This is a genomic window from Ramlibacter sp. 2FC (assembly GCF_005503345.1).
GTDB lineage: Bacteria > Pseudomonadota > Gammaproteobacteria > Burkholderiales > Burkholderiaceae_C > SCMQ01.
The window spans coordinates 1-26,994 of record NZ_SCMM01000040.1; the positions used below are offsets into that span (position 1 = coordinate 1).

General features: G+C 69.1%; 21 protein-coding genes. 19 read left to right on the forward strand and 2 right to left on the reverse strand.

Annotated features, from left to right (window positions below; all coding sequences use genetic code 11):
- The 5 genes from FFS10_RS23695 to FFS10_RS16390 form a co-directional block, all read left to right on the forward strand.
- The coding region (locus FFS10_RS23695; RefSeq protein ID WP_137895547.1) for an ATP-binding protein at window positions 1-2,109 on the forward strand (2,109 nt) is incomplete at its 5' end.
- 23 nt (window positions 2,110-2,132) lie between these two features.
- Window positions 2,133-2,504: a response regulator transcription factor gene (locus tag FFS10_RS16375; protein ID WP_137895548.1), complete on the forward strand. Its 372-nt coding sequence runs from the start codon at window positions 2,133-2,135 to the stop codon at window positions 2,502-2,504.
- A gap of 93 nt (window positions 2,505-2,597) precedes the next feature.
- On the forward strand, window positions 2,598-3,056 hold the full coding sequence (locus FFS10_RS16380) for a chemotaxis protein CheX (RefSeq protein WP_137895549.1): 459 nt from the start codon (window positions 2,598-2,600) through the stop codon (window positions 3,054-3,056).
- Window positions 3,057-3,204: 148 nt separating this feature from the next.
- Entirely contained in the window at window positions 3,205-4,473 is a 1,269-nt protein-coding gene (locus FFS10_RS16385; protein ID WP_137895550.1) for an MFS transporter, read from the forward strand.
- Window positions 4,474-4,558: 85 nt separating this feature from the next.
- Window positions 4,559-5,809 (forward strand): MFS transporter, encoded by a 1,251-nt coding sequence (locus tag FFS10_RS16390; protein WP_137895551.1) that lies wholly within the window; start codon window positions 4,559-4,561, stop codon window positions 5,807-5,809.
- Between the two features lie 68 nt (window positions 5,810-5,877).
- Here the strand turns inward: FFS10_RS16390 and gntR are convergent, their stop codons facing one another.
- Window positions 5,878-6,903 (reverse strand): HTH-type transcriptional regulator GntR, encoded by a 1,026-nt coding sequence (gene gntR, locus FFS10_RS16395; protein WP_137895552.1) that lies wholly within the window; start codon window positions 6,901-6,903, stop codon window positions 5,878-5,880.
- 175 nt (window positions 6,904-7,078) lie between these two features.
- On the opposite strand from gntR, the gene FFS10_RS16400 reads away from it, so the two are divergent.
- The 4 genes from FFS10_RS16400 to FFS10_RS16415 are packed head-to-tail and all read left to right on the forward strand — an operon-like array spanning window position 7,079 to window position 10,448.
- A complete protein-coding gene (locus FFS10_RS16400) occupies window positions 7,079-7,585 on the forward strand; it encodes a gluconokinase (protein ID WP_137895553.1) in 507 nt (168 codons plus the stop codon).
- Window positions 7,582-8,082 (forward strand): TRAP transporter small permease subunit, encoded by a 501-nt coding sequence (locus tag FFS10_RS16405; RefSeq protein WP_137895554.1) that lies wholly within the window; start codon window positions 7,582-7,584, stop codon window positions 8,080-8,082. Before FFS10_RS16400 ends, FFS10_RS16405 begins: the two co-directional genes overlap by 4 nt.
- 5 nt (window positions 8,083-8,087) lie before the next feature.
- On the forward strand, window positions 8,088-9,380 hold the full coding sequence (locus FFS10_RS16410; RefSeq protein WP_137895555.1) for a TRAP transporter large permease: 1,293 nt from the start codon (window positions 8,088-8,090) through the stop codon (window positions 9,378-9,380).
- Between the two features lie 48 nt (window positions 9,381-9,428).
- The gene (locus FFS10_RS16415; RefSeq protein WP_137895556.1) at window positions 9,429-10,448 is read left to right on the forward strand and encodes a TRAP transporter substrate-binding protein; all 1,020 of its coding nucleotides are present in this window, start codon (window positions 9,429-9,431) and stop codon (window positions 10,446-10,448) included.
- 13 nt (window positions 10,449-10,461) lie between these two features.
- Here FFS10_RS16415 and FFS10_RS16420 read toward each other — a convergent pair whose 3' ends face one another.
- Window positions 10,462-12,228 (reverse strand): bifunctional protein-serine/threonine kinase/phosphatase, encoded by a 1,767-nt coding sequence (locus FFS10_RS16420; RefSeq protein WP_137895557.1) that lies wholly within the window; start codon window positions 12,226-12,228, stop codon window positions 10,462-10,464.
- A gap of 237 nt (window positions 12,229-12,465) precedes the next feature.
- Between FFS10_RS16420 and nirB the strand changes: the two genes are divergently transcribed.
- The 10 genes from nirB (at window position 12,466) to FFS10_RS16470 (ending at window position 26,976) form a co-directional block, all read left to right on the forward strand.
- The gene (nirB, locus tag FFS10_RS16425; protein WP_137895558.1) at window positions 12,466-14,925 is read left to right on the forward strand and encodes a nitrite reductase large subunit NirB; all 2,460 of its coding nucleotides are present in this window, start codon (window positions 12,466-12,468) and stop codon (window positions 14,923-14,925) included.
- A gap of 60 nt (window positions 14,926-14,985) precedes the next feature.
- Window positions 14,986-15,363, forward strand: a complete 378-nt coding sequence (gene nirD / locus FFS10_RS16430; protein ID WP_137895559.1) for a nitrite reductase small subunit NirD — start codon at window positions 14,986-14,988, stop codon at window positions 15,361-15,363.
- A 28-nt stretch (window positions 15,364-15,391) separates the two neighbouring features.
- Complete coding sequence (locus tag FFS10_RS16435) at window positions 15,392-17,638, forward strand: molybdopterin oxidoreductase family protein (protein ID WP_137895560.1); 2,247 nt, start codon at window positions 15,392-15,394, stop codon at window positions 17,636-17,638.
- Between the two features lie 11 nt (window positions 17,639-17,649).
- Window positions 17,650-19,653, forward strand: a complete 2,004-nt coding sequence (locus FFS10_RS16440; protein ID WP_137895561.1) for a DmsC/YnfH family molybdoenzyme membrane anchor subunit — start codon at window positions 17,650-17,652, stop codon at window positions 19,651-19,653.
- 182 nt (window positions 19,654-19,835) lie between these two features.
- Window positions 19,836-22,727, forward strand: coding sequence for a nitrate reductase (locus tag FFS10_RS16445; RefSeq protein WP_137895562.1), 2,892 nt, complete (start codon window positions 19,836-19,838; stop codon window positions 22,725-22,727).
- A 74-nt stretch (window positions 22,728-22,801) separates the two neighbouring features.
- Complete coding sequence (locus tag FFS10_RS16450; RefSeq protein WP_171016138.1) at window positions 22,802-23,131, forward strand: thioredoxin family protein; 330 nt, start codon at window positions 22,802-22,804, stop codon at window positions 23,129-23,131.
- 74 nt (window positions 23,132-23,205) lie between these two features.
- Window positions 23,206-24,111: a DNA-binding protein YbiB gene (ybiB, locus tag FFS10_RS16455; RefSeq protein ID WP_137895564.1), complete on the forward strand. Its 906-nt coding sequence runs from the start codon at window positions 23,206-23,208 to the stop codon at window positions 24,109-24,111.
- The gene (gene cobA / locus FFS10_RS16460) at window positions 24,108-24,902 is read left to right on the forward strand and encodes a uroporphyrinogen-III C-methyltransferase (RefSeq protein ID WP_171016139.1); all 795 of its coding nucleotides are present in this window, start codon (window positions 24,108-24,110) and stop codon (window positions 24,900-24,902) included. Before ybiB ends, cobA begins: the two co-directional genes overlap by 4 nt.
- Window positions 24,903-24,990: 88 nt before the next feature.
- Complete coding sequence (locus tag FFS10_RS16465; protein ID WP_137895565.1) at window positions 24,991-25,677, forward strand: methyl-accepting chemotaxis protein; 687 nt, start codon at window positions 24,991-24,993, stop codon at window positions 25,675-25,677.
- 66 nt (window positions 25,678-25,743) lie between these two features.
- Entirely contained in the window at window positions 25,744-26,976 is a 1,233-nt protein-coding gene (locus FFS10_RS16470) for a BaiN/RdsA family NAD(P)/FAD-dependent oxidoreductase (protein WP_137895566.1), read from the forward strand.
- The last annotated feature ends 18 nt before the right edge of the window (window positions 26,977-26,994 follow it).

Sequence of the window (26,994 nt, forward strand, 5' to 3'; positions counted from 1 at the left end):
GTCCTGCCCGCCCCCCTCGCCCCCGGCCGGCCCGGCGCCGGTCGCGGCGGGCCGGCCGGGGGGCGCTTCGCGCTGGGCAAGTACCGCGAGATCGTGGTCGCGGTGGCCTTCTTCCTGCTGTTCGACCTCGGCGTGCTGGTGCTGAACTTCTACACCTCGTTCCAGATCGCCGAAGACGCGGTCGGCATCAACCTCGCCGGCCGCCAGCGCATGCTCTCGCAGCGCACGGCCAAGGCCCTGCTGTCGGTGCAGGCCGCGCGCAGCCAGGGCCTGCCCGCGCGCCAGGAACTCGACGAGCTCGGGAACGCGGTGCGGCTGTTCGACGTCTCGCTCAAGGGCTTCCAGGCCGGCGCCACCGTGCCCGGCGGCGACGGCCATCCGGTGTTCCTGCCGGCGGCGCAGGGTGCGCGCGCGGCCGAGATCCTGGCCAAGGCCCAGGCGCTGTGGACGCCCTACCAGCAGCGGCTGGCGCCGGTGCTCGCCGGGGCCCCGACCGAGGCCGAGCTGCAGGCCGCCGCCGACTACGCCAAGACCCACAACCTGCAGTTGCTGGGCCTGATGAACGAGCTGACCACCGCGCTCGAGGCCGTGGCCGCGCAGCGCGCCACCACGCTGCGCCTGGTGCAGACCGGCGGCATCGTGCTGGCGCTCTTGAACTTCGCCTTCATCCTGTTCAAGTTCCTGCGCCGGCTGCGCAGCTCGGACGCGGCCATCGAGGCCGCCAACGAGGAAAACCGCGAAATCCTGGCCAGCGTGCGCGAAGGCCTGTTCCTGATGACGCCGGACTTCCGGCTCGGCTCCCAGCTCTCGCAGTCCGCCCGCCAGTTGTTCGGCCGGGCGCTCAAGCCCGGCGACCCCTTCTTCGAGCTGCTGTCGCCTTTGGTCTCCGAGAAGGTGCTGCGCGACGCGCGCGACTATGTGGAGCTGCTGTTCTCGCCCCACGTGAAGGAGGCGCTGGTGCAGGACATCAACCCGCTGTCCGAGGTCGAGCTGATGGTGAAGAACCGGCTCGGCCAGGACCAGCGGCGCCACCTCTCGTTCCACTTCAACCGCGTCCAGGAGGACGGCGCGGTGCGCCACCTGCTGGTCACCGTGCAGGACATCACGGCGCGCATGGAGCTGGCGCACAAGCTGCAGGCCGAGCGCCAGCGCTCGCAGAAGGAACTGTCCATGCTGCTCAAGGCCCTGGACGCCGACCCGGCGCTGCTGCACCAGTTCGTGACCAGGGCCGAGGCCGGCCTGCTCGAGGTCAACGAGCTGCTGCGCGGCACGGCCTCGGCGCGCGGCGAGGCGGCCGTCCTCGCGGCCCTGGACCAGGCGGCGCGCCGCGTCCACGCGCTCAAGGGCGACGCCGCCACGCTGGGCCTGGAGACGCTGGCCGGCCTGGCTCATGCGTTCGAGACCGGACTGCAGCGCATCCGCGAGTCGGGCGGCAGCGGCGACCTGGGCGAGGCCCTGCTGGCCCTGCCCCTGCCGCTGGAGGAACTGCTGGGCCAGGTGGCGGCGCTCAAGGGCCTGGCCGAGCGCCCGCGCGGCAGCGAGGCCAAGCCGGTGGCCGGCGAGGCCAGCGAGGAGGCGCTGGCGCGGCTGGCGCAGCAGGTTGCGTCCGACCAGGGCAAGCGCGTGCGCGCGCAGGTGAGCCTGGACGGCCTGAACGCGCTCGCCGCCGAGACCCGCGACCGGGTGCACGAGATCGCCGTGCAGCTGCTGCGCAACGCGGTAGTGCACGGCATCGAGGCGCCGGCGCTGCGCCGCAGCGCCGGCAAGGACGCCGAGGGCTGCGTCGAGCTGCAGCTGCAGCGCGCAGGGGCCGAGTGGCAGCTCAGCGTGCGCGACGACGGCGCCGGCCTGAGCGCGCCGCTGGTGCGCCAGAAGCTGCTGGCCCTGGGCTGGTACAGCCCGCTGCAGCTCGAGCAGCTGGACGACCGGCAGGTCATCGCACACATCTTCAGGCCCGGCTTCTCGACCGCCGATGGCCTGTCCCTGCACGCCGGCCGCGGCGTCGGCCTGGACCTGGTGCAGACCCATGTGCAGCAGCTGGGAGCGCGCATCAAGCTCAGCGCCACGCCGGGCCGCTTCACCGAGTTCAGGATCCGGTTCGCAGCCTGACAGGAAGAGCAAGGGGGCCCGCCATGCGCATGATGATCGTCGACGACTCCAACATGATCCGCACCCGGATCTCGCGCGTGGTGCAGGACGGCGGGATCTCGGGCATCTCCATCGTCGGACTGGCGCGCAACGGCGCCGAAGCGCTGCGCATCGCGCGGGCCGCGCAGCCCGAGGTCGTGACCATGGACCTGACCATGCCCGAGATGGACGGCGTGGAATGCATACGCCAGCTGCTGCGCCTGCTGCCCAGGGTCAACATCCTGGTCGTGAGCGCCCTCAGCGACAAGGCCACCGCGATCGCCGCGCTCAAGCTGGGCGCGCGCGGCTTCGTGGCCAAGCCCTTCAGCGACGACGAGCTGCGCCTGGCCCTGCTCGACGTCACCGACAGCCATTGAGATGAAACGCCCCCACGCTTATCACTTCGTGTATTCGCTGCCCCCCGAGGGGGCCCAGGCCTCCTTTGGGGCGGCCCGGCAGGAGGCCTGACCATGACCACCCTCAACGAAGCCGAGCTCAAGCTGTTCGTCGACTCGGTGCGGCGCTACTTCCAGGTCACGACCTCGCAGGAGCCTCAGATCACCTCGGCCTTCCTGGCCACGGGCGACCTGCAGGGCCACGACTTCAATGGCCTGGTCAGCTTTTCCGGCAGCTACAACGGCCATGTGCTCGTGTCCATGCCGGCCCCGCTGCTGCGCGAGCTCCTGTTGCTGCAGGGCGAGACCGACCTGGCCGACGGCAACCTGCTCGACGCGGTCGGCGAAGTCGCCAACACCCTGGCCGGCAATGCGCGCCGGCTGCTGGGCAGCGGCCTCAACATCTCGGTACCGGTCAAGCTGCAGGGCGCCTCGGGCGTTAAGGCCCGTGTGCGCCGCCACCCCTACGTGATCACGCTGCGCTGGAACCGCCAGCCGGCCCTGGTCTGCGTGGACCTGTCCAGGAGGATCTGAAACACACCAAAGCTGTGCACCGCACCAAAACGCATCATCCAAACCGGCCATTTGAGCCGGATGGGTGCGTTTGTGCCCACCCCAGCTTGGCATGTTTTTCGCACTGAATCTGTGAATCTCCCTTCCCGCTTCACAGAGGATTTGCACCATGGTGGGCTTTCGCAGCTTTCTCAAGTCAGGGCACTCCCCGACCCTGTTCGCCTCCTTCTTCTATTTCGCCTTCTCCTGCTGCATCTGGGTGATGAACGGGGCCATGGCGCCGTTCATCTCCGAGACCTACCAGCTCTCGCCGGCCCAGAAGGGCCTGATGCTCTCGATTCCCATCATCGCCGGCGCCTTCATGCGCTTTCCGCTCGGCGTGCTGGCGCAGTACATCGGCCGCAAGAACGCCACCCTGGTCGAGATGGGCATGATCATCGTGGCCCTGCTGTTCGGCTACTTCTACGTCAGCTCCTACGACAGCCTGCTGGCCATGGGCGTGCTGCTGGGCATCGCAGGCGCCAGCTTCGGCGTGGCCCTGAGCCTGGGCTCGGGCTCGTTCCCGCCGCGCTACAAGGGCCTGGCCATGGGCCTGGTCGGCGCGGGCAACGTGGGCACGGCGGTCTCGGTGCTGGTGGCGCCGGCCCTGGCCCAGCGCTGGGGCTGGCAGACCGTCTACGGCATCGCCGCCCTGGCCATGCTGTTGCCGATGGCGGCCATGATCCTGTTCGGCCGCGAGCCGGATGACGTCGACAGCCACGCCTCGCTGCGCGAACACGCCGCCTGCCTGTTCGAGAAGGACGGCTGGGCCTTCAGCCTGATCTACGCCGTGACCTTCGGCGGCTTCATCGGCCTCACCACCTTCCTGCCCTCCTACTACTACGACCAGTTCGGCGTCAGCAAGGTGCAGGCCGGCCAGCTGGCCATGCTGGCCGCCTTCATGGGCGCCGCGGTGCGGGTGTTCGGCGGCTGGATTTCCGACCACTGGGGCGGCGTGAACACGCTGACCGCCGTGCTGGTCACCGTCGCCATCACCTTGGTGCTCAGCGGTCTGGCGAGCGGCTCGCTGGTCGCCACCACGCTGCTGCTGATGCTGTGCTTCGCCGCCCTGGGCGCGGGCAACGGCGCCCTGTTCCAGCTGGTGCCGCTGCGCTGGCCGCTGACCACGGCCGTCGCCGGCTCCATGATCGGCGAAGCCGGCGCCCTGGGCGGCGGCCTGGTGCCCAACGCCATGGGCCTGTCCAAGCAGTACACCGGCACCTACCTCTGGGGCTTCGTCGGCTTCGCCGTCTGCGCCGTGATCGTGCTGGGCATGCTGCGCGTGATGCAGATCCGCTGGACCCGCACCTGGGCGGAAAAGGGTGGGCGCGCGCGCCCCGTGGCCCACACGCCCCCCGCACAGCCCACGCCAGGAGCCCGCGCGACCAGCGCCGAGTGAAGCGAAGCCGCCAACCCGCCCTGGGTTGGCACGTTTCTCGCACTGGTTCTGTGAACTTTCTTTTACCTTCACAGAGGATTGCACCATGGCGGGATTCCGCACCTTTCTGAAGTCGGGGCACGCTCCGACGCTGTTCGCAGCCTTCCTGTACTTCGACTTCTGCTTCGCGGTCTGGGTGCTCAACGGCGCCATGGCGCCCTTCATCAGCGAGGCCTTCCAGCTGACGGCCGCGCAGAAGGGCTTCATGATCTCGGTGCCCATCCTGGCCGGCGCACTGATGCGCTTTCCGCTGGGCATCCTGGCCCAGTACATCGGCCGCAAGAACGCCGCCCTGGTCGAGATGGGCCTGATCGTGCTGGCCCTGGCCTACGGCTATTTCTTCATCAGCAGCTATGACCATGTGCTGGCCATGGGCGTGCTGCTGGGCATCGCCGGCGCCAGCTTCGGCGTGGCGCTGTCGCTGGGCTCGGGCTGGTTCCCGCCCAAGTACAAGGGCCTGGCCATGGGCATCGCCGGCGCCGGCAACTCGGGCACCGTGCTGGCCGTGCTGTTCGCGCCGCCCCTGGCCACGGCCTACGGCTGGCAGACGGTGTACGGCCTGGCGGCCTTCTTCATGCTGATCCCCATGGTAGTGATGGTGGTCTTCGCCAAGGAGCCGCCGGACGTCGAGCACCAGACCTTCCGCCAGCACATCGCCTGCCTGTTCGAGAAGGACGGCTGGGCCTTCAGCCTGATCTACGTGGTGACCTTCGGCGGCTTCATCGGCCTGGCGAGCTTCCTGCCCACCTACTTCCACGACCAGTTCGGCGTGACCAAGGTGGAGGCCGGCCAGCTGACCATGCTGGCCGCCCTGATGGGTTCGGCCGTGCGCGTGGTGGGCGGCTACATCTCCGACCGCGTGGGCGGCATCAACACCTTGAGCGGCGTGCTGGTCGTGGTCGCGATCACCCTGGTGCTGTGCGGCCTGGCCGGCGGCTCGCTGACGGCCACCACCCTGCTCTTCATGCTCTGCTTCGCGGCGCTGGGCGCGGGCAACGGCGCCCTGTTCCAGCTGGTGCCGCTGCGCTGGCCGGTGACCACGGCCGTGGCCGGCTCCATGATCGGCGAGGTCGGCGCCCTGGGCGGCGGCTTCATCCCCAACGCCATGGGCCTGTCCAAGCAGTACGCCGGCACCTACCTCTGGGGTTTCGTCGCCTTCGCGCTGCTGGCCGTGGTCATGCTGTTCATGCTGCGCGTCATGCAGATCCGCTGGACCCGTACCTGGGCGGAAAAGGGTGGCCGTGCCAAGGGCACGGCCACCCTTTCGTCGCAGGCTAACTTCGCGCAGCGAAGTTAAGTCCGCGCAGCGGACGGCCGAAGACAAAAAGGCGGGCGGGCGCGTTTGGTTACCGCCTGAGCGCCAGCTCAGGTGCTGCCGCGCACCACCAGCTCGTAACCCACGTCCACACAGGGCGTCGCCACCGGCTCGCCGTGCATCAGCGACAGCAGCATGCGAGCCGCCGCGCTGCCGATCTCGGCACGCGGCGTGCGCACCGTGGTCAGCGGCGGCAGCATCTGGTCGCTGCCGGTGAGGTCGTTGAAGCCGGCAATGGCCACGCGCCGCGGCACGGCGATGTGCAACCTCAGCGCGGTCAGCAAGGCCCCCTGCGCCAGGTCGTCGTTGCAGAAGAACACCGCGTCCACGCCCGGCTTCTGCGCCATGATCTGCTCGAACATGCGCCCGCCCAGCGCCAGCGACGAGGGCTCGGGGTTCAGCCATTCGAGCTTGGGATCGTAAAGACCGGCCGCACCGAGCTCGCGCCGCCAGCCCTGCAGGCGCTGCATGGTGCGCGGGTCGAGCTGGGCCGCGGCAAAGGCGATGCGGCGACGGCCGCGCTCGAGCAGGTGGCGTGTCAGCGCCGCGCTGGCATCGACCTGGGAAAAGCCCACGCTGTGGATGCCCGGCTGGCCCGCCGCCTCCATCAGGTGCACGCAGGGCACGCCGCTCTGGGCGATCAGGGCGCGCGTGGCCTCGCTGCGCTCCAGGCCAGTCACCAGCAGGCCGGCCGGGCGGTGCAGCAGCTGCTCGCGCAGCAGCAGCTCCTCCTCGCTGGCGTCGTAATGCGTGATGCCGATCAGCGTCTGGTAGCCGGCCGGCCGCAGCGTGCGCTGCACGGCCTCGAGCAAGTCGACGAACAAGGCGTTCGACAGCAGCGGGATCAGCACCGCCACATGGCTGCTGTGGCGCGAGGCCAGGGCCCGGGCGGCCGGGTCGGGCACATAGCCGAGCTTGAGCGCCGCGGCCCGCACGCGCGCCACCAGCTCCGGATCGACCGCGCGTTCGCCGCGCAGGGCGCGCGAGACCGTGATCGGGCTGACGCCGGCGAGCTGGGCCACGTCGGCGAGCGTGACGCGTCCGGTGGCGCGGGAACGGGCGGGAGAGAAGCTCATGACAGACGTCTAGGGAAACTACTTAGACAAGGGGATTTCCGAAACCGTTAGGATAGCGCTATCCAACGGCGATCGAACCGCGGGCATTCCCTAGGCTGGAAAAATTCCTTGCCAACAGGATAACCGGGGCCATCGATCGCCATTTCTTTGATCTTACTCGGATAGCGCTATCCAAATGACTTCATCCATCGTCATCATGGGCGTGGCCGGTTGCGGCAAGTCCAGCCTGGGGGCGGCCCTGGCCGAGGCCGAAGGCCTGCCGCTGGTGGAAGGCGACGACCACCACAGTGCCGAAAGCCGGGCCAAGATGAGCCAGGGCATCGCCCTCACCGACGCCGACCGCGACGGCTGGCTGCTCCGCCTGGGCGAGCAGCTGCGCGCCCATCCGCAAGGCGTGGTGCTGACCTGCTCGGCGCTCAAGCGCAGCTACCGCGATCGCCTGCGTGCGGCCGCGCCGGGCCTGCGCTTCGTGTTCCTGGCCATCACCCGCGAACAGGCCCTGGCGCGCGTGTCGGCACGCGCGCCCCAGCATTTCTTCTCGGCCAGCCTGGTCGACAGCCAGTTCGCGACGCTGGAGCCGCCCCTGGGTGAGCCGGGCGTGCTGCCCGTCGACGCCCAGGCCCCGTTGCCGCAACTGCAAGCCGAGGTCAGCGCCTGGCTGCACGCCGGAGAATCCGCATGAGCTCTGAAGTTTCCGAAGGACGCCTGCAGCGTCTGGTCCATGCCGCCATGGCAGCCTGCCTGGGCGTGATGGCCGTCGCGGTGTTCATCAACGTGGTGCTGCGCTACGGCTTCGGCAGCGGCGTCGCCGCCAGCGAGGAGCTGTCGCGCCTGCTGTTCGTCTGGATGGTGTTCATAGGCGCGACCGCGGCCTATCCGGCCGGCGAGCACATGGCCTTCACCAGCCTGATCGGCCTGCTCAAAGGCCGGCCGGCCCTGATGGCGGCCGTGACGCTGCTGATCCGCCTGCTGGTGCTGCTGGGCTGTGCGCTGATCGGCCACGGCGCCTGGCAGCAGGTGGTGGTGGGCCTGGACAGCCATTCGGTGGTGCTGGGCTATCCCACGGCCCTGCTGCCGCTGCCGGCCCTGCTGAGCGCCCTGGCCATCGCCTTGATGGCGCTGGTGGAACTGATCAAACGAAAGCCGCTGGACCTGGGCCACGGCATGGAAGTGGAGTGAGCCCCATGAGCAGCGAAGCCTTGTCCTTCATCGTTTTCGTCGGCGGCATGCTGGGCCTGATGGGCCTGGGCATGAACATGGCGCTGGCCCTGGTGCTCACCGGCGCCGGCATGGCCTGGGTGCTGGACTTCTGGGACACCCAGCTGCTGGCGCAGAACCTGGTGGCCGGCGTGGACAGCTTCCCCCTGCTGGCCGTGCCCTTCTTCATCCTGGCCGGCGAGCTGATGAACTCGGGCGGCATCAGCCGCCGCATCATCACCATGGCCCAGGCCTGGGTGGGGCATATCCACGGCGGCCTGGGTTTCGTGGCCATCGGCGCCGCGGTGCTGATGGCCAGCATGAGCGGCTCGGCCCTGGCCGACACCGCGGCCCTGGCCACCATCCTGCTGCCCATGATGCGCCAGCAGGGCTATCCGATGAACACCTCGGCCGGCCTGCTGGCCTCGGGCGGCATCATCGCGCCCATCATCCCGCCGTCCATGCCCTTCGTGATCTACGGCGTGACCACCAACACCTCGATCTCGGCGCTGTTCCTGTCGGGCATCGTGCCGGGCCTGATCATGGGCGCCGGCCTGATCGTGGCCTGGAAGCTGGTGCTGCGCCGCATCGACCTGCCGGCCGGCGCGCCACTGCCGCTGCGCGAGCGGCTGCGCGCCACGGCCAAGGCCTTCTGGGCCCTGCTGATGCCCCTGATCATCATCGGGGGCATGAAGACCGGCTTCTTCACGCCCACCGAGGCGGCGGTGGTGGCGGCCTTCTACGCCCTGGTCGTCGCCCTGCTGATCCACCGCGAGATGAAGCTGGCCGAAATCGAGGGCGTGCTGGTGCGCGCCGCCAAGACCACGGCCATCGTGATGTTCCTGTGCGCCGGCGCCCAGGTCGCGAGCTACATGATCACCCTGGCCGACCTGCCCGGCGTGCTGAGCGGCTGGCTGGGCCCGCTGGTCGAGAGCCCGCGCCTTCTGATGACCGTGATGATGCTGGCCCTGGTGCTGATCGGCACCGCGCTGGACCTCACGCCGACCATCCTGATCTTCGCGCCCGTGATGCTGCCGATCGCCGTCAAGGCCGGCATAGACCCGGTGTATTTCGGCCTGATGTTCGTGCTCAACGGCGCGATCGGCCTGATCACGCCGCCCGTGGGCACGGTGCTCAACGTGGTGGCCGGCGTCGGCCGGCTGCCTTTGCACCAGGTGATCAAGGGCGTGAACCCCTTCCTCGTCACCTACATGCTGATCCTCGCGCTGTTCGTCGTGTTCCCCCAGATCGTCACCGCGCCGGTGGCCTGGATGCGCTGACGCCCTGCCCTTCCGACCTCAACACTTTCTTTTTTTCCGGAGACCCTCATGAACCTCGTTCGCCGCACCCTCGTCGCCACGGCCGCCGCGCTGGCCCTGGCCGCCCCCTTCACCAGCATCGCCCAGGACTTCAAGCCGCGCCTGATCCGCTTCGGCTACGGCCTGAACGAGCAGAGCAACCAGGGCCGCGCGGCCAAGGTCTTCGCCGAGCAGGTCGAGAAGGCCTCGGGCGGCAAGATGAAGCTGCGCGCCATCGGCGCCGCCGCGCTCGGCCCCGACACCCAGATGCAGCAGGCGCTGATCGGCGGCGCCCAGGAAATGATGGTCGGCTCCACCGCCACCCTGGTCGGCATCACCAAGGAAATGGCGCTGTGGGACACGCCTTTCCTGATCAGCAACGCCAAGGAGGCCGACGCCCTGCTGGACGGCCCGATCGGCGACAAGATCAAGGCCAAGCTGCAGGAAAAGGGCCTGGTCGGCCTGGTCTACTGGGAGAACGGCTTCCGCAACCTCACCAACAGCAAGCGCCCCGTGGTCAAGATGGAAGACCTCTCGGGCATCAAGCTGCGCGTGATGCAGAACAACGTGTTCCTGGAGAGCTTCAAGACCCTGGGCACCAACGCCGTGCCCATGGCCTTCTCCGAGCTGTTCAGCGCCCTCGAGACCAACACCGTGGACGGCCAGGAAAACCCGTTCAACACCATCCTGTCGAGCAAGTTCTACGAGGTGCAGAAGTACCTGACGGTGACCAACCATGTCTACAGCCCCTGGATCGTGCTGGCCAGCAAGAAGTGGTGGGACCAGCTGTCCGCCGCCGAGCAGAAGGTGCTGCTGGACGCCGCCAGGGCCAGCCGCGACTTCGAGCGCAAGGACACGCGCGAGGAAGCCGCACGCGCCATCACCGACCTCAAGGCCAAGGGCATGCAGGTCAACGAGCTCTCGCCGGCCGAAGCGGCGCGCATGCGCAGCAAGCTCACGCGCGTCTACGCCACGATAGGCTCCGAGATCGGCATGGACCTGTGGAACGAGGCCCAGGCCGAACTGGCCAGGATCCGCGCCAAGAAGTGAAGCCGGCCCCTGGCTACTTGGGCAGGAACAGCAGCCAGTAGACCAGCAGCAGGTTGAACAGCAGGCTGAAGGCCAGCAGCAGCTTCCACAGCATGGTGGGGTCGCGCTGGATCAGCGGGGTGGCGGGCGGCGCGGTGAGCGGCCGCGAGGCGCCGCGCTCCAGCGCCAGCAGCAGCTCCTCGGCCGTCTCGAAACGCTGGCGCTTGTCGCGCGCCACGGCTTTGAGCACCACGTGGTCCAGCCAGATCGGCACCTCGGGGTTGTGGCGGCTCGGCGGTATCGGGTCGCGCCAGTAGCGTCCCACCTGGTAGGGCACGACCTCGCCGTAGGGCAGGCGCCCGCCGCTCAGCAGTTGGTAGAGCGTGACGCCCAGCGCAAACAGGTCGCTCTGCGCGTCGGGCGGCTCCTCGGCGGCCTGCGCGTCCGCGCCGCCGGCGCGTATGCTGAACCCCCATTGCTCGGGATTGATGTAGCTCGGCGTGCCGGCGTGCAGCAGGCGCGTGGACTCGGGCTCGCGCCCGCTCAAAGCCACGCCCAGGTCCAGCAGGCGCAGCACCCCGTCCTCGCCCTGGTGCAGGTTGGCCGGCTTGACGTCGCGGTGGATCACGCTCTGGCGGTGCAGCAGGCCCAGCGACCGGGCCGCCTGCGTGGCCGCGCTCACCGCCTGGGCCGGGCCGAACCTGAGGCCGCGGTCCAGCATCTGCTGCAGGGTTTCGCCGCCATGCCAGTCGTAGAGCAGGTAGAAGGCGCTGGGCGCCTGGCCGCTCGGCGGCCCTTCGTGCAGCGCGACCAGATGGTCGGCCGCGCGGCTGGACTGCATGCGCTTGGCCAGCCAGGCCTCGTGCGCCAGCATGGCGCGCTCCTGCGCGTCGTGCGCACGCAGCGGGTGCAGGGTCTTGAGCGCGTACAGCCGGCCGGTGCCGGGCGTGGGGGCATCCGCCCGCACCTGGTAGAGGATGTTGATGCCGTTGTCCGCCACCACGGCCGTCACGGTCAGGCCGTCGAGCTGGTCGCCGACCTTGAGCCTGGGCGGCATGGGCAGCGCCTGCGCGCGCAGGTTCTGGTCCTGCAGCGTGGCCGCCTGCAGGCCCTTGACGCGCACCACCAGCGCCGTCACGTTGTCGTGGCTGCCGCGCTGCAGCGCGGCGGCGGTCAGCGCCTCGCTCATGGCCTGCGCGTCGACGGTATCTGCAAAACCCAGCAGGCGCCGCTCGTTGAGCACGTTGTGCACCCCGTCGCTGAGCAGCAGGAACAGGTCGCCGACCTGCAGCTCGCCCTGGCTGTAGTCCACCAGCACCCGGTCCTCGGCGCCGATGGAGCGCAGCAGCTGGTGGCTCAAGTCGGGGTGCGCGACCACGTGGTCGTGCGTGAGCTGGCTGATCTGGCCCTCGCGCAGCAGGTAGGCGCGCGTGTCGCCCACATGGGCCAGCGACCAGGACTGGCCGCGCAGCACCAGGGCCGTCAGCGTGGTCAGGCCCAGGGCCGGCCGGCGCCGCTGGTTCAGGCCGGCCAGCCACTGGTTCTGGGCGCCGATGACGCGGTCCAGCGCCACCGTGGTGTCCCAGGTTTCGGGCGTTCCGAAGTAGTCACGCACCAAACTGGTGACCGTGGTTTGCGCCGCCTCGCGCCCCATGCCGCCCGTGCTCACGCCGTCCGCGATCGCCGCGATCGCGCCCATGGCCTCTGCGCCCGGGTCGGGCAGCATGGCGGCGCAGAAGTCCTCGTTGACTTCCTTCTTGCCGGCCAGCGAGTTCAGGCCGATGTCCAGTTCAAAACTCATGCACCAAGGGAAAGCAGGTTTCGTGCCCAGGATGGTGCACCCAAGGCGCCAAGCCTGCCTAAGCCCCCACCGGAACCATGGCCAAAGGGCCCGATTGCTATCTTATTCATAGCTTTTCGTGGCTATTTTCCAACGATTCCAGCCCCGGGATGCCGGGAAATGGGGCGCCATGCACCGGCGCGGCGAATGGCTGGCATGGGGATTGCACTGCTACGGCATTCGCAACGGAGATGCAGCGTGAAGAAATCCAGACTGGTGATGATCGGCAACGGCATGGCGGGCGTTCGCACGCTGGAAGAGCTGCTGAAGATCGCCCCCGACCTCTATGACATCACGGTGTTCGGCGCCGAGCCGCACCCCAACTACAACCGCATCCTGCTGTCGCCGGTGCTGGCCGGCGAGCAGACGCTGGACGAGATCGTGCTCAACGACTGGGCCTGGTACAAGGACAACGGCATCACCCTGCACGCGGGCTGGAAGGTCACGCAAGTGGACCGCGTGCGCCGGGTGGTGCACGCCGAGAACGCCGCCGGCGAGAAGCTCAGCGCCGAGTACGACCGCCTGCTGATGGCCACCGGCTCCAACCCCTTCATCCTGCCCATCCCCGGCAAGGAGTTGCAGGGCGTGCTGGCCTACCGCGACATCGCCGACACCCAGGCCATGATAGACGCCGCGGCCAAGTACAAGCACGCCGTCGTGATCGGCGGCGGCCTGCTGGGCCTGGAGGCTGCCAACGGCCTGATGAAGCGCGGCATGAGCGTCAGTGTGGTGCATGTGATGCCCTGGCTGATGGAGCGCCAGCTCGACGACGTGGCCGGCAAGCTGCTGCAGAAGTCGCTGGAGGACCGCGGCCTCAAGTTCCTGATCGGCGCCCAGACCCAGGAACTGGTCGGCGGCGAGGATGGCCGTGTCAAGTCCGTGAAATTCAAGGACGGCACCGAAGTGCCTGCCGACCTGGTGGTGATGGCCGTGGGCATACGCCCCAACACCGAGCTGGCCGAGAAGATGCGCCTGCACTGCAACCGCGGCATCGTGGTCAGCGACACCATGCAGACCACCACCGACGCGCGCATCTACGCCGTCGGCGAATGCGCGGCTCACCGCGGCATCGCCTACGGCCTGGTGGCGCCGCTGTTCGAGCAGGGCAAGGTGGTCGCCAACCACCTGGCGCAGTTCGGCATCGGCCGCTACACCGGCTCGCTGACCTCGACCAAGCTCAAGGTCACCGGCATCGACCTGTTCTCGGCCGGCGAGTTCATGGGCGGCGAGGGCACCGAGGAGATCGTGATGAGCGACCCCTTCGGCGGGGTCTACAAGAAGCTGGTGATCAAGGACGACAAGCTGGTCGGCGCCTGCCTGTACGGCGACACGGTGGACGGCAGCTGGTACTTCAAGCTGCTGCGCGACGGCCGCAGCGTGCACGACATCCGCGACCGCCTGATGTTCGGCGAGTCCAACATCGGCGACACCGGCCACGAGGGCAACACCAAGGCCGCCGCCATGGCCGACAGCGACGAGGTCTGCGGCTGCAACGGCGTGACCAAGGGCGCCATCTGCAAGGCCATCAAGGACAAGGGCCTGTTCACGCTGGACGAGGTCAAGAAGCACACCAAGGCCAGCGCCTCCTGCGGCTCCTGCACCGGCCTGGTCGAGCAGATCCTGATGTTCACCGCGGGCGGCGACTACTCGGCCACGCCCAAGATGAAGGCCATCTGCGGCTGCACCGACCATGGCCACCAGGCGGTGCGCGACGCGATCCGCACCCCGCTGCCCGACGGCGGCAAGCTGCTGACCACGCAGGACGTGTTCAAGTACCTGGACTGGCGCACGCCCAACGGCTGCGCCACCTGCCGCCCGGCCGTCAACTACTACCTGATCAGCACCTGGCCGCACGAGGCCAAGGACGATCCGCAGAGCCGTTTCATCAACGAGCGCAGCCACGCCAACATCCAGAAGGACGGCACCTACTCGGTGATCCCGCGCATGTGGGGCGGCCACACCACGCCGAACGACCTGCGCCGCATCGCCGACGTGGCCGACAAGTACCAGATCCCCACCGTCAAGGTCACGGGCGGCCAGCGCATCGACCTGCTGGGCGTGAAGAAGGAAGACCTGCAGGGCGTCTGGAAGGACCTGGGCATGCCCAGCGGCCTGGCCTACGCCAAGGCGACGCGCACGGTCAAGACCTGCGTGGGCAGCGAGTGGTGCCGCTTCGGCACCCAGGACAGCACCCAGATGGGCAAGGACCTCGAGCACGCGCTGTGGGCCATGTACTCGCCGCACAAGGTCAAGCTGGCCGTCAGCGGCTGCCCGCGCAACTGCGCCGAGTCCGGCATCAAGGACGTGGGCGTGATCGGCGTGGACTCGGGCTGGGAGATCTACGTGGGCGGCAACGGCGGCATCAAGACCGAGGTCGCGCATTTCCTGGTCAAGGTCAAGACCTCGGCCGAGGTCATGGAATTCGCTGGTGCTTTCCTGCAGCTGTACCGCGAGGAGGGCTGGTACCTCGAGCGCACCGTGCACTACATCCACCGCGTCGGCCTGGACCATGTCAAGAAGAAGATCCTGGACGACGCCGAGGGCCGCAAGGCGCTGTGGGAGCGCCTGCAGTTCAGCCTGGACGGCGCGCCCGACCCCTGGCTCGAGTCCGAGCAGGCGGCGGTGGACACGCGGCAATTCACGCCTCTGCCGGCCTGAAAAACGGACCCTCAACGCGCGCCGCGACGCGGCGCGCTCAGCGATGAAAGAGACTGGAAAATGAGCAACTGGAAAGTGATTTGCCGGGTGGAGGACATCCCCGTGCTGGGTTCGCGCCGCGTGGCGCGCGAGAAGGGCCTGGACGTGGCCGTGTTCCGCAACGAACAGGGTGAAGTGTTCGCCCTGCTCGACCGCTGCCCGCACAAGGGCGGGCCGCTGAGCCAGGGCATCGTGTTCGGCACCAGCGTGGCCTGCCCGCTGCACAACTGGACCATCGGCCTTCATGATGGCTGCGCCAAGGCGCCCGACGAGGGCTGCACCCCGCGCTTTGCCGTCAAGGTGGAAAACGGCCTGGTCTCGCTTGACACCCAGGAACTCGCCAGCCACGCGACCGACCTGGTGCGGCCGCTTGCCGGCCCCTGCCAGCAGGCGGCCTGACCGCCCCAACCCCCCGGCAGCCTATACCATGCTCTTCGGCCGCAAGCGTCGCAAACCCATCTCCATTCCGGTCAAGGACGTCAAGGAATGGAAGTACACCACCTGCAACTACTGCTCCACCGGCTGTGCCATCGAGATCGGACTGAACGAGAGCGGCCGCATCGTCACCAGTCGGGGCCATGCCGGGGCCGACGTGAACCGCGGCAAGCTGTGCATCAAGGGCCTGCTCGAGCACGAGCTGTTCGACTCGCCCGGGCGCGGCAAGGTGCCGCTGATGCGCGACAAGGCGCACCTGCCGTTTGCGCCGGCCAGCTGGGACAGCGCCCTGGACCGGACCGCCGCCGAGATCAAGCGCATCCAGGCCAGCTACGGGCGCGATGCCTTTGCCGTGGTGTCCACCGGCCAGCTGTTGACCGAGGAGTTCTACACCCTGGGCAAGCTGGTGCGCGGCCAGATCGGCACCAACAACTACGACGGCAACACCACGCTGTGCATGGCCTCGGCCGTGTCGGGCTACAAGCGCAGCTTCGGCTCAGACGGCCCGCCCGGCTGCTACGAGGACTTCGAGCACACCCATTGCCTGATGGCCTTCGGCTCCAACCTGCCTGAGCAGCACCCCATCATCTACTGGCGACTGAAGGAGGCGCTGGAAAAGCGCAAGTTCCCTCTCATCGTGGTGGACCCGCGCGTGACCATGCTGGCGCAGTTCGCCGACATCCACTTGGCCGTAACGCCGGGCACCGACGTGGTGCTGATCAACGCGATGATGCACGTGATCCTCAAGGAAGGCCTGGAGGATCGCGAGTACATCGAGCGCCACACCCAGGGCATCGAGGCGCTGCGCGCCCTGGTGGCCGACTACGACCCGGTGCAGGCCCAGCATGTCTGCGGCATCGACGAGGACCGCATCCGCCAGGTGGCGCGCCTGTACGCCAAGGCGCCGGCCGCGATGAGCATCTGGACCATGGGCATCAACCAGTCCACCCATGGCTCGGACGGCGTGGTCAACATCAACAACCTCAACCTCATCACCGGCAACATCGGCAAGCCCGGCGGCACCAGCCTGTCCATCACCGGCCAGTGCAACGCCATGGGCACGCGCGAATGGTCCTCCTGCTCGGGCCTGCCCGGCTACCGGCTGCTGGAGAAGGAGAAGGACCGCAAGCTCATCGCCGACTTCTGGGGCATAGACCAGGGCTTCTTCCCGCCCAAACGCGGCCTGACGCAGACCGACATCTTCCCGGCCATCGAATCGGGCCAGATCAAGGGCCTGTGGCTGGTCGCGACCAACCCCATGACCTCGATGCCCAACCAGCCGCGCATCATCAAGGCCATGCAGCAGCTCGAGTTCCTCGTCGTGCAGGACGTGTACGAGGACGTCGAGACCAACAAGTACTCGCATGTCTACCTGCCGGCCGCGGTCTGGGCCGAGAAGGAAGGCTGCCACACCAACACCGAGCGGCGCGTGAACCTCACGCGCAACGTGCTGCCGGCCTATGCCGACGCCAAGCCCGACTTCTGGGTCTTCAACCAGATGGCCAGGCGCTTCCAGGACCGCAACCCCATCCACTTCCCAGACAAGCCCGAGGGCGCGTTCGAAGAGATGAAGAAGCTCTCGGTGGGCACCGGCCGCACGCTGGACATCTCGGGCATGAGCTACGACCGCATCGAGGCCGCGCGCGGCATCCAGTGGCCCTATAGCGAGGCGCAGGCGCAGGCCGACGAGGCACGCGTCGGGTCGGCCAGCGCGGCCGACATGTTGCACCGCCTCGACTTCAAGGGCAACCCGCGCCTGTACGCCGACGGCGTGTTCCAGACCGACTCGGGCCGCGCCAACCTGATTGCGCTGCCCTTCATCGACAACAACGAGCGCCCGGACCCCGACTACCCGTTCTGGCTCAACTCGGGCCGCGTGGTCGAGCATTTCCACACGCGCACCCGTACCGGCAAGATCGGCAACTGCAACAAGTTCAGCCCCACGCCCTACATGGAGATGAACCCCGACGCAGCGGCCGAGCTGGGCATAGACCACCAGAGCTATGTGCGCGTGGTCAGCCGGCGCGGCGACGCCGTGGTGATGGTGCAGTGCACGCACCGCGTGCCGCGCAACATGCTGTTCATCCCCTTCCATTTCCACGACTGCGTGAACCGCCTGACCCTGGGCCTGCTCGACCCCTATTCGCGCCAGCCGGCCTTCAAGCAGAACGCCGCCCGCGTGGAAAAGATAGACCAGCAAGAGGCCGCGCGCCTGAACATGGAACGTCGCGCCTTCTAAGGGAGCACAAGATGCTGTTAGACGAGAACAAGACGGGCTCGCCCGATGCGGCAGGTGGCTGCGGCAAACCGGGGTGCGGCACCACGGGCTGCGGCTCCAAGAACGGCGCCGAGCGCAAGATCTGGGAAATCCGCACCGAGGAGCAGCCCTATGCCTTCCTGCCGGACAAGGAAATCCCCGATACCAACCGCTACGGACAGCAGATCGACCTGATCGCACTGGCCGATCACAAGCTGCCCGTCGGCCGCTCGATGTACATCAACGAGAACCCGGCGGTCGGCTCCAACCCGAATCGCAACAAGCAGCACGGCTTCTTCTTCACCGCCGACAACTGCATAGGCTGCCACGCCTGCGAGGCCGCCTGCAGCGAGAAAAATGAGAATCCGCCGCATCTGGCCTTCCGCTCGGTGGGCTATGTCGAAGGCGGCAGCTACCCCGACTTCAAGCGCCTGAACATCTCGATGGCCTGCAACCATTGCGATGACCCGGTGTGCCTCAAGGGCTGCCCGACGCGCGCCTACACCAAGCACACCGAGTACGGGGCGGTGCTGCAGGACCCCGAGACCTGCTTCGGCTGCGGCTATTGCACCTGGGTGTGCCCGTACAACGCGCCGCAGCTCGACCCCGTGAAGGGTCAGGTCAGCAAGTGCAACATGTGCGTGGACCGGCTCGAAGTGGGCCTCAAGCCCGCCTGCGTCTCCGCCTGCGTCGGCAACGCGCTGGACTTCGGCGTGATCGAGACCGTGCCCGACAGGCGCGAACAGGCGCGCGTCGAGATCCCCGGCTTCCCCTCGCCCGAGATCACTCACCCCAACATCCGCTTCCAGCAGATCCGCCAGCTGCCCGACGAGATGAAGCGCACCGACTCGATGCCGGTGAAGTACCACAAGGACGAGCAAGGCCGCTACCGCCCGGCCATCGACCAGAAGCAGGGCCAGGAGCCCCATTGGAACCTGGCCCGCCTGTCCTCGCGCGAAAACCCGCTGGTGCTGTTCACCCTTGCCGCGCAGGCCGCGGCCGGCGCGTTCGCCCTGCAGTTCCTGGCCGGACTGGCCGGCCTGCCCGGTTTTGCCGAGTTCGCGCGCTCGCCCCTGTACGCGGTCCTGGCACTGCTGGCGCTGGCGCTGGTGGGCTTCGGGCTGTTCATGTCCACCCTGCACCTGGGCAAGCCCAAGCGCTTCTACCGCGGCTTCAACAACCTGCGCCATTCGCCGGTCTCGCGCGAGGGCCTGGGCATCGCTGTGTTCCAGGCCATGCTGGGCCTGCACGTGCTGTCCAGCCTGCCGGCCAACGCCTGGTTCCAGACCGTCGCCGGCCGGATTCTCGGGGCGGAACGCGTGGCGGCCCTGGCTGGCTCCGCTGCCTTGGGCACGCTGGCCACGGCCACCGGCCTGCTCGCCGTCGCCGCCAGCGCGGTGGGCCTGTACTACATGACCCGCTGCTACCGCATCAAGGCCAGGCCGTTCTGGAACCACTGGCAGGTCGGGACCGCCTTCTTCGGCACCGCCCTGTCCCTGGGCAGCCTGCTGGCGGCGGCCGTGATGCTGCCCACCCTGCTGCTTGCCGGAGTCAGCGTCCAGCCCGTGCTCGCCGGCTGCGCCAGCCTGCTGGCCCTGGGCCTGGCGGCCGAGGCCATCGGTCACTGGGCGCATGCGCACGACATGGGGCGCGCCGAGCACGAGGGTGGTGCGTCGTACTACGTGCAGAGCACGACCTTCGGCAAGACCTTCATGCTGCGCAATGCCCTGCTGGGCACCAGTCTGCTCGCCACCGCCTTGCTGCTGGCGCTGCTGCCCTCGCAGCCGGCCTCGCTGCTGCCCGTCGCTGCCTTCACGGCGATCGGCGTCGCCGTGCTGGCCTCCAGCCTGGTCAGCCGCGCCCTGTTCTACGTGCTGGTGATTCCCACCACCATGCCCGGCGCCTTCTTCTGGAAGAACAAGGGCTTCGAGGAACACGCACGCGACATCGGCCTGGCCCGGATGCCGCAGGTCGGCGTCGCCCCTCTGCGCCACTGAATACCTGTGAGGCATCCTTTTCAAGGTGCTCGAATCTTTGCGTTGCGCAGCACACCGGCAATAGCCACCTGCTTGCGTGCTGTGCGGCGCACCCGATTCCTGATCGAAAAGCCGCGTGAGACCTCGCGGCCGCCAGGGGCTCCTCACTGACAACTGGCACCCTCCTTGCTAACCTCCCCCTTATGCAAGAGAGTGCCAACCAGGAAACCAGATCCACCTGCCCATACTGCGGCGTGGGCTGCGGCGTCATCATCGAAAGCGATGGCAGCCAGATCACGGGCGTGCGCGGCGACCCCGAGCACCCCGCCAACTTCGGGCGCCTGTGCACCAAGGGCTCGACGCTGCACCTCACGGCCTCGCCCGCCATCGCGCGCCAAGCCCGGCTGCTGCAGCCGATGCGCCGCGCGCAACGCGGCGAGGCGCCCCAGCCCTTGGCCTGGGACGCGGCCCTGGGCTTCGCCAGCGAGGGCCTGGCCCGCATCGTGCGCGAGCACGGCCCCGATGCCGTGGGCTTCTACGTCTCGGGTCAGCTGCTGACCGAGGACTACTATGTCTTCAACAAGCTGGTCAAGGGCCTGATCGGCACCAACAACATCGACACCAACTCGCGCCTGTGCATGAGCAGCGCCGTGGCCGGCTACAAGCTCACGCTGGGCGCCGACGCGCCGCCGGCCAGCTACGAGGACCTGCGCCACGCGCAATGCCTGTTCATCGTCGGCAGCAACACGGCCTACGCGCACCCCATCCTGTTTCGCCGCATCGAGGACGCCAAGGCGGCCAACCCGGCGCTCAAGATCATCTTCTGCGACCCGCGCCGCACCGACACCGCCGAGATCGCCGACCTCTACCTGCCCATCCAGCCCGGCACCGACGTCATGCTGTTCCACGGCATGCTGCACCTCATGCTGTGGGAGGGCTGGACGCGGCCCGACTACATCGCCGCCCACACCACCGGCTTCGACGAGCTCAAGGCCCTGGTGCGCGAGGCCACGCCCGACAAGGTGACGCAGATCTGCGGCATCAGCAAGGAAGACCTGCTCACGGCCACGCGCTGGTTCGCCACCTCGCCAGCGACGCTGAGCCTGTACTGCCAGGGCCTGAACCAGTCCAGCAGCGGCACGGCCAAGAACGCGGCGCTGATCAACCTGCACCTGGCCACGGCCCAGATCGGCAAGCCCGGTGCCGGCCCCTTCTCGCTGACCGGCCAGCCCAATGCCATGGGCGGGCGCGAGGTCGGCGGCCTGGCCAACCTGCTGTCGGCCCACCGCGACCTGGCCAACCCCCAGCACCGCGCCGAAGTCGCCGCGCTCTGGGGCCTGCCCTCGGTGCCCGACAAGCCCGGCAAGACCGCGGTCGAGATGTTCCAGGCCGCGGCCGACGGCGAGATCAAGGCGCTGTGGATAGCCTGTACCAACCCGGCCCAGTCCATGCCCGACCAGGCCACGGTGCGCCGCGCCCTGCAGCGCGCCGAGCTGGTGGTGGTGCAGGAGGCCTTTGCCACCGCCGCCACCTGCGAATACGCCGACCTGCTGCTGCCCGCCACCACCTGGGGCGAGAAGGAAGGCACGGTGACCAACAGCGAGCGCCGCATCTCGCGCGTGCGCGTGGCCGTCGCCCCGCCGGGGCCGGCGGACGCGGGCCCGCGCCACGACTGGCGCATCGCCGCCGACCTGGCGCTGCGCCTCGAACCCCTGTTGCGCCCCGGCCAGCCAACGCTGTTCCCCTACCAGACTCCCGAGTCGGTCTGGAACGAGCACCGCGAGTCCACGCGCGGCCGTGACCTCGACATCACGGGCCTGAGCTACGCCATGCTCGAAGCCCAGGGCCCGCAGCAGTGGCCGTGCCCTGCGGGCGCGGCCAGCGGCGGCAATGACGACGGCAACGCGACCGCGTTGCCGGGTTCGGGCTCCGGCTACAAGAACTTCGGTCGGGTCCGTCTCTACGAGGACGGCGTCTTCCCCACGGCCGACGGCCGCGCCCGCTTCGCCGCCCAGGCCTACCGGCCCGTGGCCGAGCCGCGCGAGTCGCGCTATCCGTTCTCGCTGACCACCGGCCGCCTGCGCGACCAGTGGCACGGCATGACGCGCACCGGCACCCTGGGCCGTTTGTTCGGCCATGTGGCCGAACCGTCGATCCAGATGCACCCGCAGGACATGCTGCGGCGCGGCTTCAAGGACGGCGACCTGGTCCACGTGACCAGCAAGCGCGGCTCCATCGTCGTGCCGGTCCAGGGCTCGCGCGAGATCGGCCTCAGCCAGGCCTTCATGGCCATGCACTGGGGACCCGAGGTTCTGAGCGGCCTGAGCAGCACCGGCGAGCGCCTGGCCGGCGTGAACGCCCTCACCACCTCCGCCTTCTGCCCCAGCTCCAAGCAGCCCGAGCTCAAGCACGCGGCCGTGAAGATCCTCAAGGCCGAGCTGCCCTGGTCGCTGCTGGCCGTGGCCTGGCTGCCGCCCGAGCGGGCGCTGGCCGCGCGCGAGGCGCTCAAGCCCCTGATGGCCCGGTTCAGCTTCGCCGCCTGCGTGCCGTTCTCGAACAACGCGCCGCTGGCCGAGGCCCGGCAGCGCGAGCGCCACGGCGTGCTGCTGCGCGCGGCCGCCTATGAGGCACCGCCCGACGAGCTGCTGGCCCGCATCGAGGCCCTGCTGGCGCTCGACAGCGCCGACACCCTGCGCTACGCCGACCGCAAGCGCGGCCAGCGGCGCGCCGTGCGCCTGGTGCGCGAAGGCCAAGACACGCGGCTGGAAGGCTTCGTGCTGGCCGGCGACACCAGCGCCGAGGCCTGGATCAAGACCCTGCTGCAGGACGAGCTGCCGGCCCAGGCCTACGGCCGGTTGCTGCTGGTGCCGGGCGCCAAGGCGCCGGTGGCGATCCAGTCGCGCGGCCGCCAGGTCTGCACCTGCTTCAACGTGACCGACGAAGCGATCACCGCGAAGCTGCAGGACTGCCGCGGCAGCGAGGACGAGCGCCTGGCCGCCCTGCAGGGCAGCCTCAAGTGCGGCACCAACTGCGGCTCCTGCATCCCCGAGCTCAAGCGGCTGGTGCGCGCGCAGGCCACGGCCGCGCTAGCCTGAGCAAGCATCGCGCCGCCAAGATGATGCACACTAGCGGTTGCGGGGCGCTGAGCCCCTGACCCTGGTGTGCCATCTTGAGTTCCGACATCTACCGCCAGCTGATCGCGCAAACCCTGCGTGAGGCCGCCGGCGCCCGCCCTGCGGGCGCGGTGGTCTGCCTGTGCGCCGAATGGTGCGGCGTCTGCCGCGAGTTCAAGGCCTTGTACGAGCAGTTGCGCCAGGCCCACCCCGAGCTGGCCTTCCGCTGGCTGGATGTCGAGGACGAGGCCGAGCAGCTCGGCGACCTCGACATCGAGACTTTCCCCTCCCTCGTGATCTCCGAGGGCGAGGCGCTGCGTTTCGCCGGGCCGGTGGTGCCGCAGCTGGTACAGCTCGAGCGCCTGCTGCGCAGCGTGCCGGCCTGAGCGCCGCGCCGGTGCCGGCGCCGCCTCTTTTTCCATATAACCATAAGTCATCAAAGTTCACGGACAATCGCGCCATGGGAATCAGCCAGTACATCCGGGAAATCGGCCGAGGCAAGGACGGGGCGCGCGCCCTCACGCGCGAGCAGGCGGCCGACCTGTTCGGCCAGGTGCTCGACGGCAGCGTGAGCGACCTGGAGATCGGCGGTTTCTGCCTGGCCATGCGGATCAAGGGCGAGACGCCCGAGGAGATGGCCGGCTTCCTCGACGCCACGCATGCGCGGCTGAACCGGCTGCCGGCGACCGAGCGGCCGGCGGTCGTGCTGCCCAGCTACAACGGCGCGCGCAAGCTGCCGGTGCTGACCCCGCTGCTGGCCCTGCTGCTGGCGCGCCATGGCCTGCCCGTGCTGGTGCACGGCACGCCCACCGAGACCCGGCGCGTGTGCTCGTCCGAGGTGTTCGAGGCCCTGGGCATCCGGCCCGAGACCGCCCTGCCCCAACTCGCGCCAGGGCAACTGGCCTACGCGCCGACCGAGCTGCTCCACCCCGGCCTCAAGCGCCTGCTGGACGTTCGGCGCGCCGTGGGCCTGCGCAACTCGGCCCACAGCCTGGTCAAGCTCATGAACCCCTGCGCCGGGCCCAGCCTGATCGTCGGCAGCTACACCCACCCCGAATACGCCCTGTCCATGACCGCCACCTTCGAGCTGGTGGGCGCTCATGCCCTGCTGTTGCGCGGCACCGAGGGCGAGCCGGTGGCGGACGCGCGCCGCACGCCGCAGATGGACGTCTTCCGCGACGGCCGGCGCATCTGCGTGCAGGAAGCCCAGGGTGGCTCCCTGGCCAACCTTCCGGAACTGCCCAAGGCCATCGACGCGGCCAGCACCGCCACCTACATCCAGGCGGTGCTGGAGGGCAGCCTGCCGCTGCCGGCGCCAATCGCCCTGCAGGTGGAACACATCTTGCATGAGGTGTCGGCATCATGAAACACAGCCCTTCCACCCCCGGCATGACCGGCAAGGTCACCCTGGTTGGCGCAGGCCCCGGCGACCCGGAGCTGCTCACGCTCAAGGCCGTCAAGGCGATCCAGGCCGCGACCGTGCTGCTGGTCGACGACCTGGTCGGCGACGACATCCTCGCCTATGCCGCCCCCGGCGCGCGCATCGTCCATGTCGGCAAGCGCGGCGGCTGCAAGAGCACGCCGCAGGCCTTCATCGAGAAGCTCATGATCATGGCCGCGCGCGAAGGCGACCGGGTGGTGCGCCTCAAGGGCGGCGACCCCTTCATCTTCGGCCGTGGCGGCGAGGAGGTGGAGCACCTGCGCGAAGCCGGCATCGAGGTCGAGGTGGTCAACGGCATCACGGCCGGCCTCGCCGCCCTGAGTTCGCTGGGCGCGCCGCTGACCCATCGCGAGCATGCCCACGGCGTGGTCTTCATCACCGGCCATGCCAAGCCGGGCGACGCCGGCACCGACTGGCGCCAGCTCGCCGCCACCGCGCGCGACGCCAAGCTCACCCTGGTGATCTACATGGGCGTGAGCAGCGCCGCCCAGATCCAGAGCGAACTGCTGACCGGCCTGCCGGCCCGCACCCCGGTGGCCGTGATCCAGCGCGCCAGCCTGCCCAGCCAGCGCCATGCCGTGACCACCCTGGGCGAGTTGCAGGCGACCATCGCGCGCGAAGGCCTGGCCAGTCCCTCGGTCATCGTCGTCGGCGACGTGGTGCAGGGCGTGGCCGCCGTGGCGCAGGCCCCGACGGCGCAGGCCCGGACCGCCTGACGCCCCCGCCCCGGCGGATCGCCCGGGGAAACTCTGGCGCAGGTATTGCTTTCAAGCCGCCTGTGTTCCCGAAACTATGGGTGTTTTCATGGCTGTCCTGACCTCTCCCCCGAGCAAGCCGAGCCTGGCGCCAAGCCGCCCGCGCAGCGCCGACATCTCCCTGCTGAACCTGGCCGCGCGCCAGCGCATGCTCTCGCAACGCCTGGTTCTGCAGACGGTGCTGGCTGCCCAGGGCAGCGCCCAGCAACTGGAGGCAGCCCGGCGCACGCTGGCCCTGTTCAGCGACAGCCAGGCCCGCCTCGTGGACACACCGCGCACCCTGGAGACCGGCAGCGCCGACCATATCCGCCAGGCCTACCGCGGCCCCGAGGGCGTCAGCGCCACCATCGACGCCTTCGCCGAACAGGTCCGCAGCACCCTGGACCTGATCGACCGGAATAGCCCGCGCGTCGGGGCGTCAGTGGCCACCCTGGTCGCCAGCACCGACCAGGTGCTCGAGGCCCTGAACACCGCCACCTCGGCCTTCGACCACGTCACCAAGGCCCAGTCCGAGTCGCTGATGCGCGAGCTGAGCCAGATCGTTTCGTCGATCCAGACCGTGGCGCGCGAGGCCAAGGTGGTGAGCTTCAATGCCCAGGTGATGGCGGCGCGCGCCGGCCAGCACGGGCGCGAATTCGCCGTGGTGGCGAATGTGCTGTCCGGCATCACCAGCGAGATCGACGGCCTCTCGCTCAAGGCCGTGTCGCTGGCCGGCCGCAGCCGGCTGGCAGGCTGAAGGTCGACCGGAAGAAGCCGGCGCCACGAGCGGTCCCGCGGCGGACCAGCCCCTACACTGCGGGCCATGCAAGCATTTGACGTGGTGATCGTGGGGGCCGGCGCGGCCGGCCTGTTTTGCGCGGGAGTGGCGGGCCAGCTCGGCCTCAAGGTGCTGTTGCTGGACCACAGCGAGAAGGTGGCCGAGAAGATCCGCATCTCGGGCGGCGGCCGCTGCAACTTCACCAACCGCCTGCTCGACCCGGCCGCGCCGCAGCGGCATTTCCTGGGCGAGAACCCGCATTTCTGCCGCTCGGCCCTGGCGCGCTACACACCGCAGGATTTCATCGCCCTGGTGCAGCGCCACGGCATCGCCTTCCACGAGAAGCACAAGGGCCAGCTGTTCTGCGACCGCTCGTCCGAAGACATCATCCGCATGCTGCTGGCCGAATGCGCGGCCGGCGGCGTGCAGCACTGGCAACCCTGCGCCGTGCGGGCCCTGCGCACCGGCGCTGGCCCCGACGGCAGCGAGGGCTACCTGCTCGACAGCGACCGCGGCCCGGTCCACAGTCGCGCCGTGGTCGTCGCCACCGGCGGCCTGTCCATCCCCAAGATAGGCGCCAGCGACTTCGGCTACCGCATCGCCCGCCAGTTCGGGCTGCGCCTGGTCGAGCCGCGCCCCGGCCTGGTGCCCCTGAGCTTCGACGGCGAGGCCTGGGCGCCCTACGCAGCCCTGGCCGGCCTCTCGCTGCCGGTGGCCATGGAAACAGGCACCAAAAAGGGGCGCGCCAGCTTCCTCGAGGACCTGCTGTTCACCCACCGCGGCCTGTCCGGCCCCGCCGTGCTGCAGATCTCGAGCTACTGGCGCGAGCAGCAGCCGATCCGACTCAACCTCGCCCCCGACGTCGACCTGCCCCAGGCCCTGGCGCGCGCCAAGGCCAGCTCGCGCAAGCTGATCGTCAACGAGCTGGCCGGCCTGGTGCCGGCGCGCCTGGCCGAGGCCTGGGTGCAGCAGGAAGCCGGCTGGCAGCGCACTATCGCCGAGGCCTCGGACAAGGCGCTGAACCTGCTGGCCGAGCGCCTGGCACGCTGGGAGCTCACGCCCACCGGCACCGAGGGCTGGCGCAAAGCCGAGGTCACGCTGGGCGGGGTGGACACGCGCGAGCTGTCCTCGCAGACCATGGAGTCCAGGCAACCGGGCCTGTACTTCATCGGCGAAGTGGTCGACGTGACCGGCTGGCTGGGCGGCTACAACTTCCAGTGGGCCTGGGCCAGCGGCCAAGCCTGCGCGCAGGGGCTAGCGGCGCGGCTGCGGCACTGACGCCGCGTGGCGGCGCCT

Excerpts from the sequence above, each read along its gene's own strand:
- FFS10_RS16375 (WP_137895548.1), top strand. The coding sequence starts at position 2,133 with ATGCGCATGATGATCGTCGACGACTCCAACATGATCCGCACCCGGATC.
- FFS10_RS16380 (WP_137895549.1), top strand. The coding sequence starts at position 2,598 with ATGACCACCCTCAACGAAGCCGAGCTCAAGCTGTTCGTCGACTCGGTG.
- FFS10_RS16385 (WP_137895550.1), top strand. The coding sequence starts at position 3,205 with ATGGTGGGCTTTCGCAGCTTTCTCAAGTCAGGGCACTCCCCGACCCTG.
- FFS10_RS16390 (WP_137895551.1), top strand. The coding sequence starts at position 4,559 with ATGGCGGGATTCCGCACCTTTCTGAAGTCGGGGCACGCTCCGACGCTG.
- gntR (WP_137895552.1), bottom strand. The coding sequence starts at position 6,903 with ATGAGCTTCTCTCCCGCCCGTTCCCGCGCCACCGGACGCGTCACGCTC.
- FFS10_RS16400 (WP_137895553.1), top strand. The coding sequence starts at position 7,079 with ATGACTTCATCCATCGTCATCATGGGCGTGGCCGGTTGCGGCAAGTCC.
- FFS10_RS16405 (WP_137895554.1), top strand. The coding sequence starts at position 7,582 with ATGAGCTCTGAAGTTTCCGAAGGACGCCTGCAGCGTCTGGTCCATGCC.
- FFS10_RS16410 (WP_137895555.1), top strand. The coding sequence starts at position 8,088 with ATGAGCAGCGAAGCCTTGTCCTTCATCGTTTTCGTCGGCGGCATGCTG.
- FFS10_RS16415 (WP_137895556.1), top strand. The coding sequence starts at position 9,429 with ATGAACCTCGTTCGCCGCACCCTCGTCGCCACGGCCGCCGCGCTGGCC.
- FFS10_RS16420 (WP_137895557.1), bottom strand. The coding sequence starts at position 12,228 with ATGAGTTTTGAACTGGACATCGGCCTGAACTCGCTGGCCGGCAAGAAG.
- nirD (WP_137895559.1), top strand. The coding sequence starts at position 14,986 with ATGAGCAACTGGAAAGTGATTTGCCGGGTGGAGGACATCCCCGTGCTG.
- FFS10_RS16435 (WP_137895560.1), top strand. The coding sequence starts at position 15,392 with ATGCTCTTCGGCCGCAAGCGTCGCAAACCCATCTCCATTCCGGTCAAG.
- FFS10_RS16440 (WP_137895561.1), top strand. The coding sequence starts at position 17,650 with ATGCTGTTAGACGAGAACAAGACGGGCTCGCCCGATGCGGCAGGTGGC.
- FFS10_RS16445 (WP_137895562.1), top strand. The coding sequence starts at position 19,836 with ATGCAAGAGAGTGCCAACCAGGAAACCAGATCCACCTGCCCATACTGC.
- ybiB (WP_137895564.1), top strand. The coding sequence starts at position 23,206 with ATGGGAATCAGCCAGTACATCCGGGAAATCGGCCGAGGCAAGGACGGG.
- cobA (WP_171016139.1), top strand. The coding sequence starts at position 24,108 with ATGAAACACAGCCCTTCCACCCCCGGCATGACCGGCAAGGTCACCCTG.
- FFS10_RS16465 (WP_137895565.1), top strand. The coding sequence starts at position 24,991 with ATGGCTGTCCTGACCTCTCCCCCGAGCAAGCCGAGCCTGGCGCCAAGC.
- FFS10_RS16470 (WP_137895566.1), top strand. The coding sequence starts at position 25,744 with ATGCAAGCATTTGACGTGGTGATCGTGGGGGCCGGCGCGGCCGGCCTG.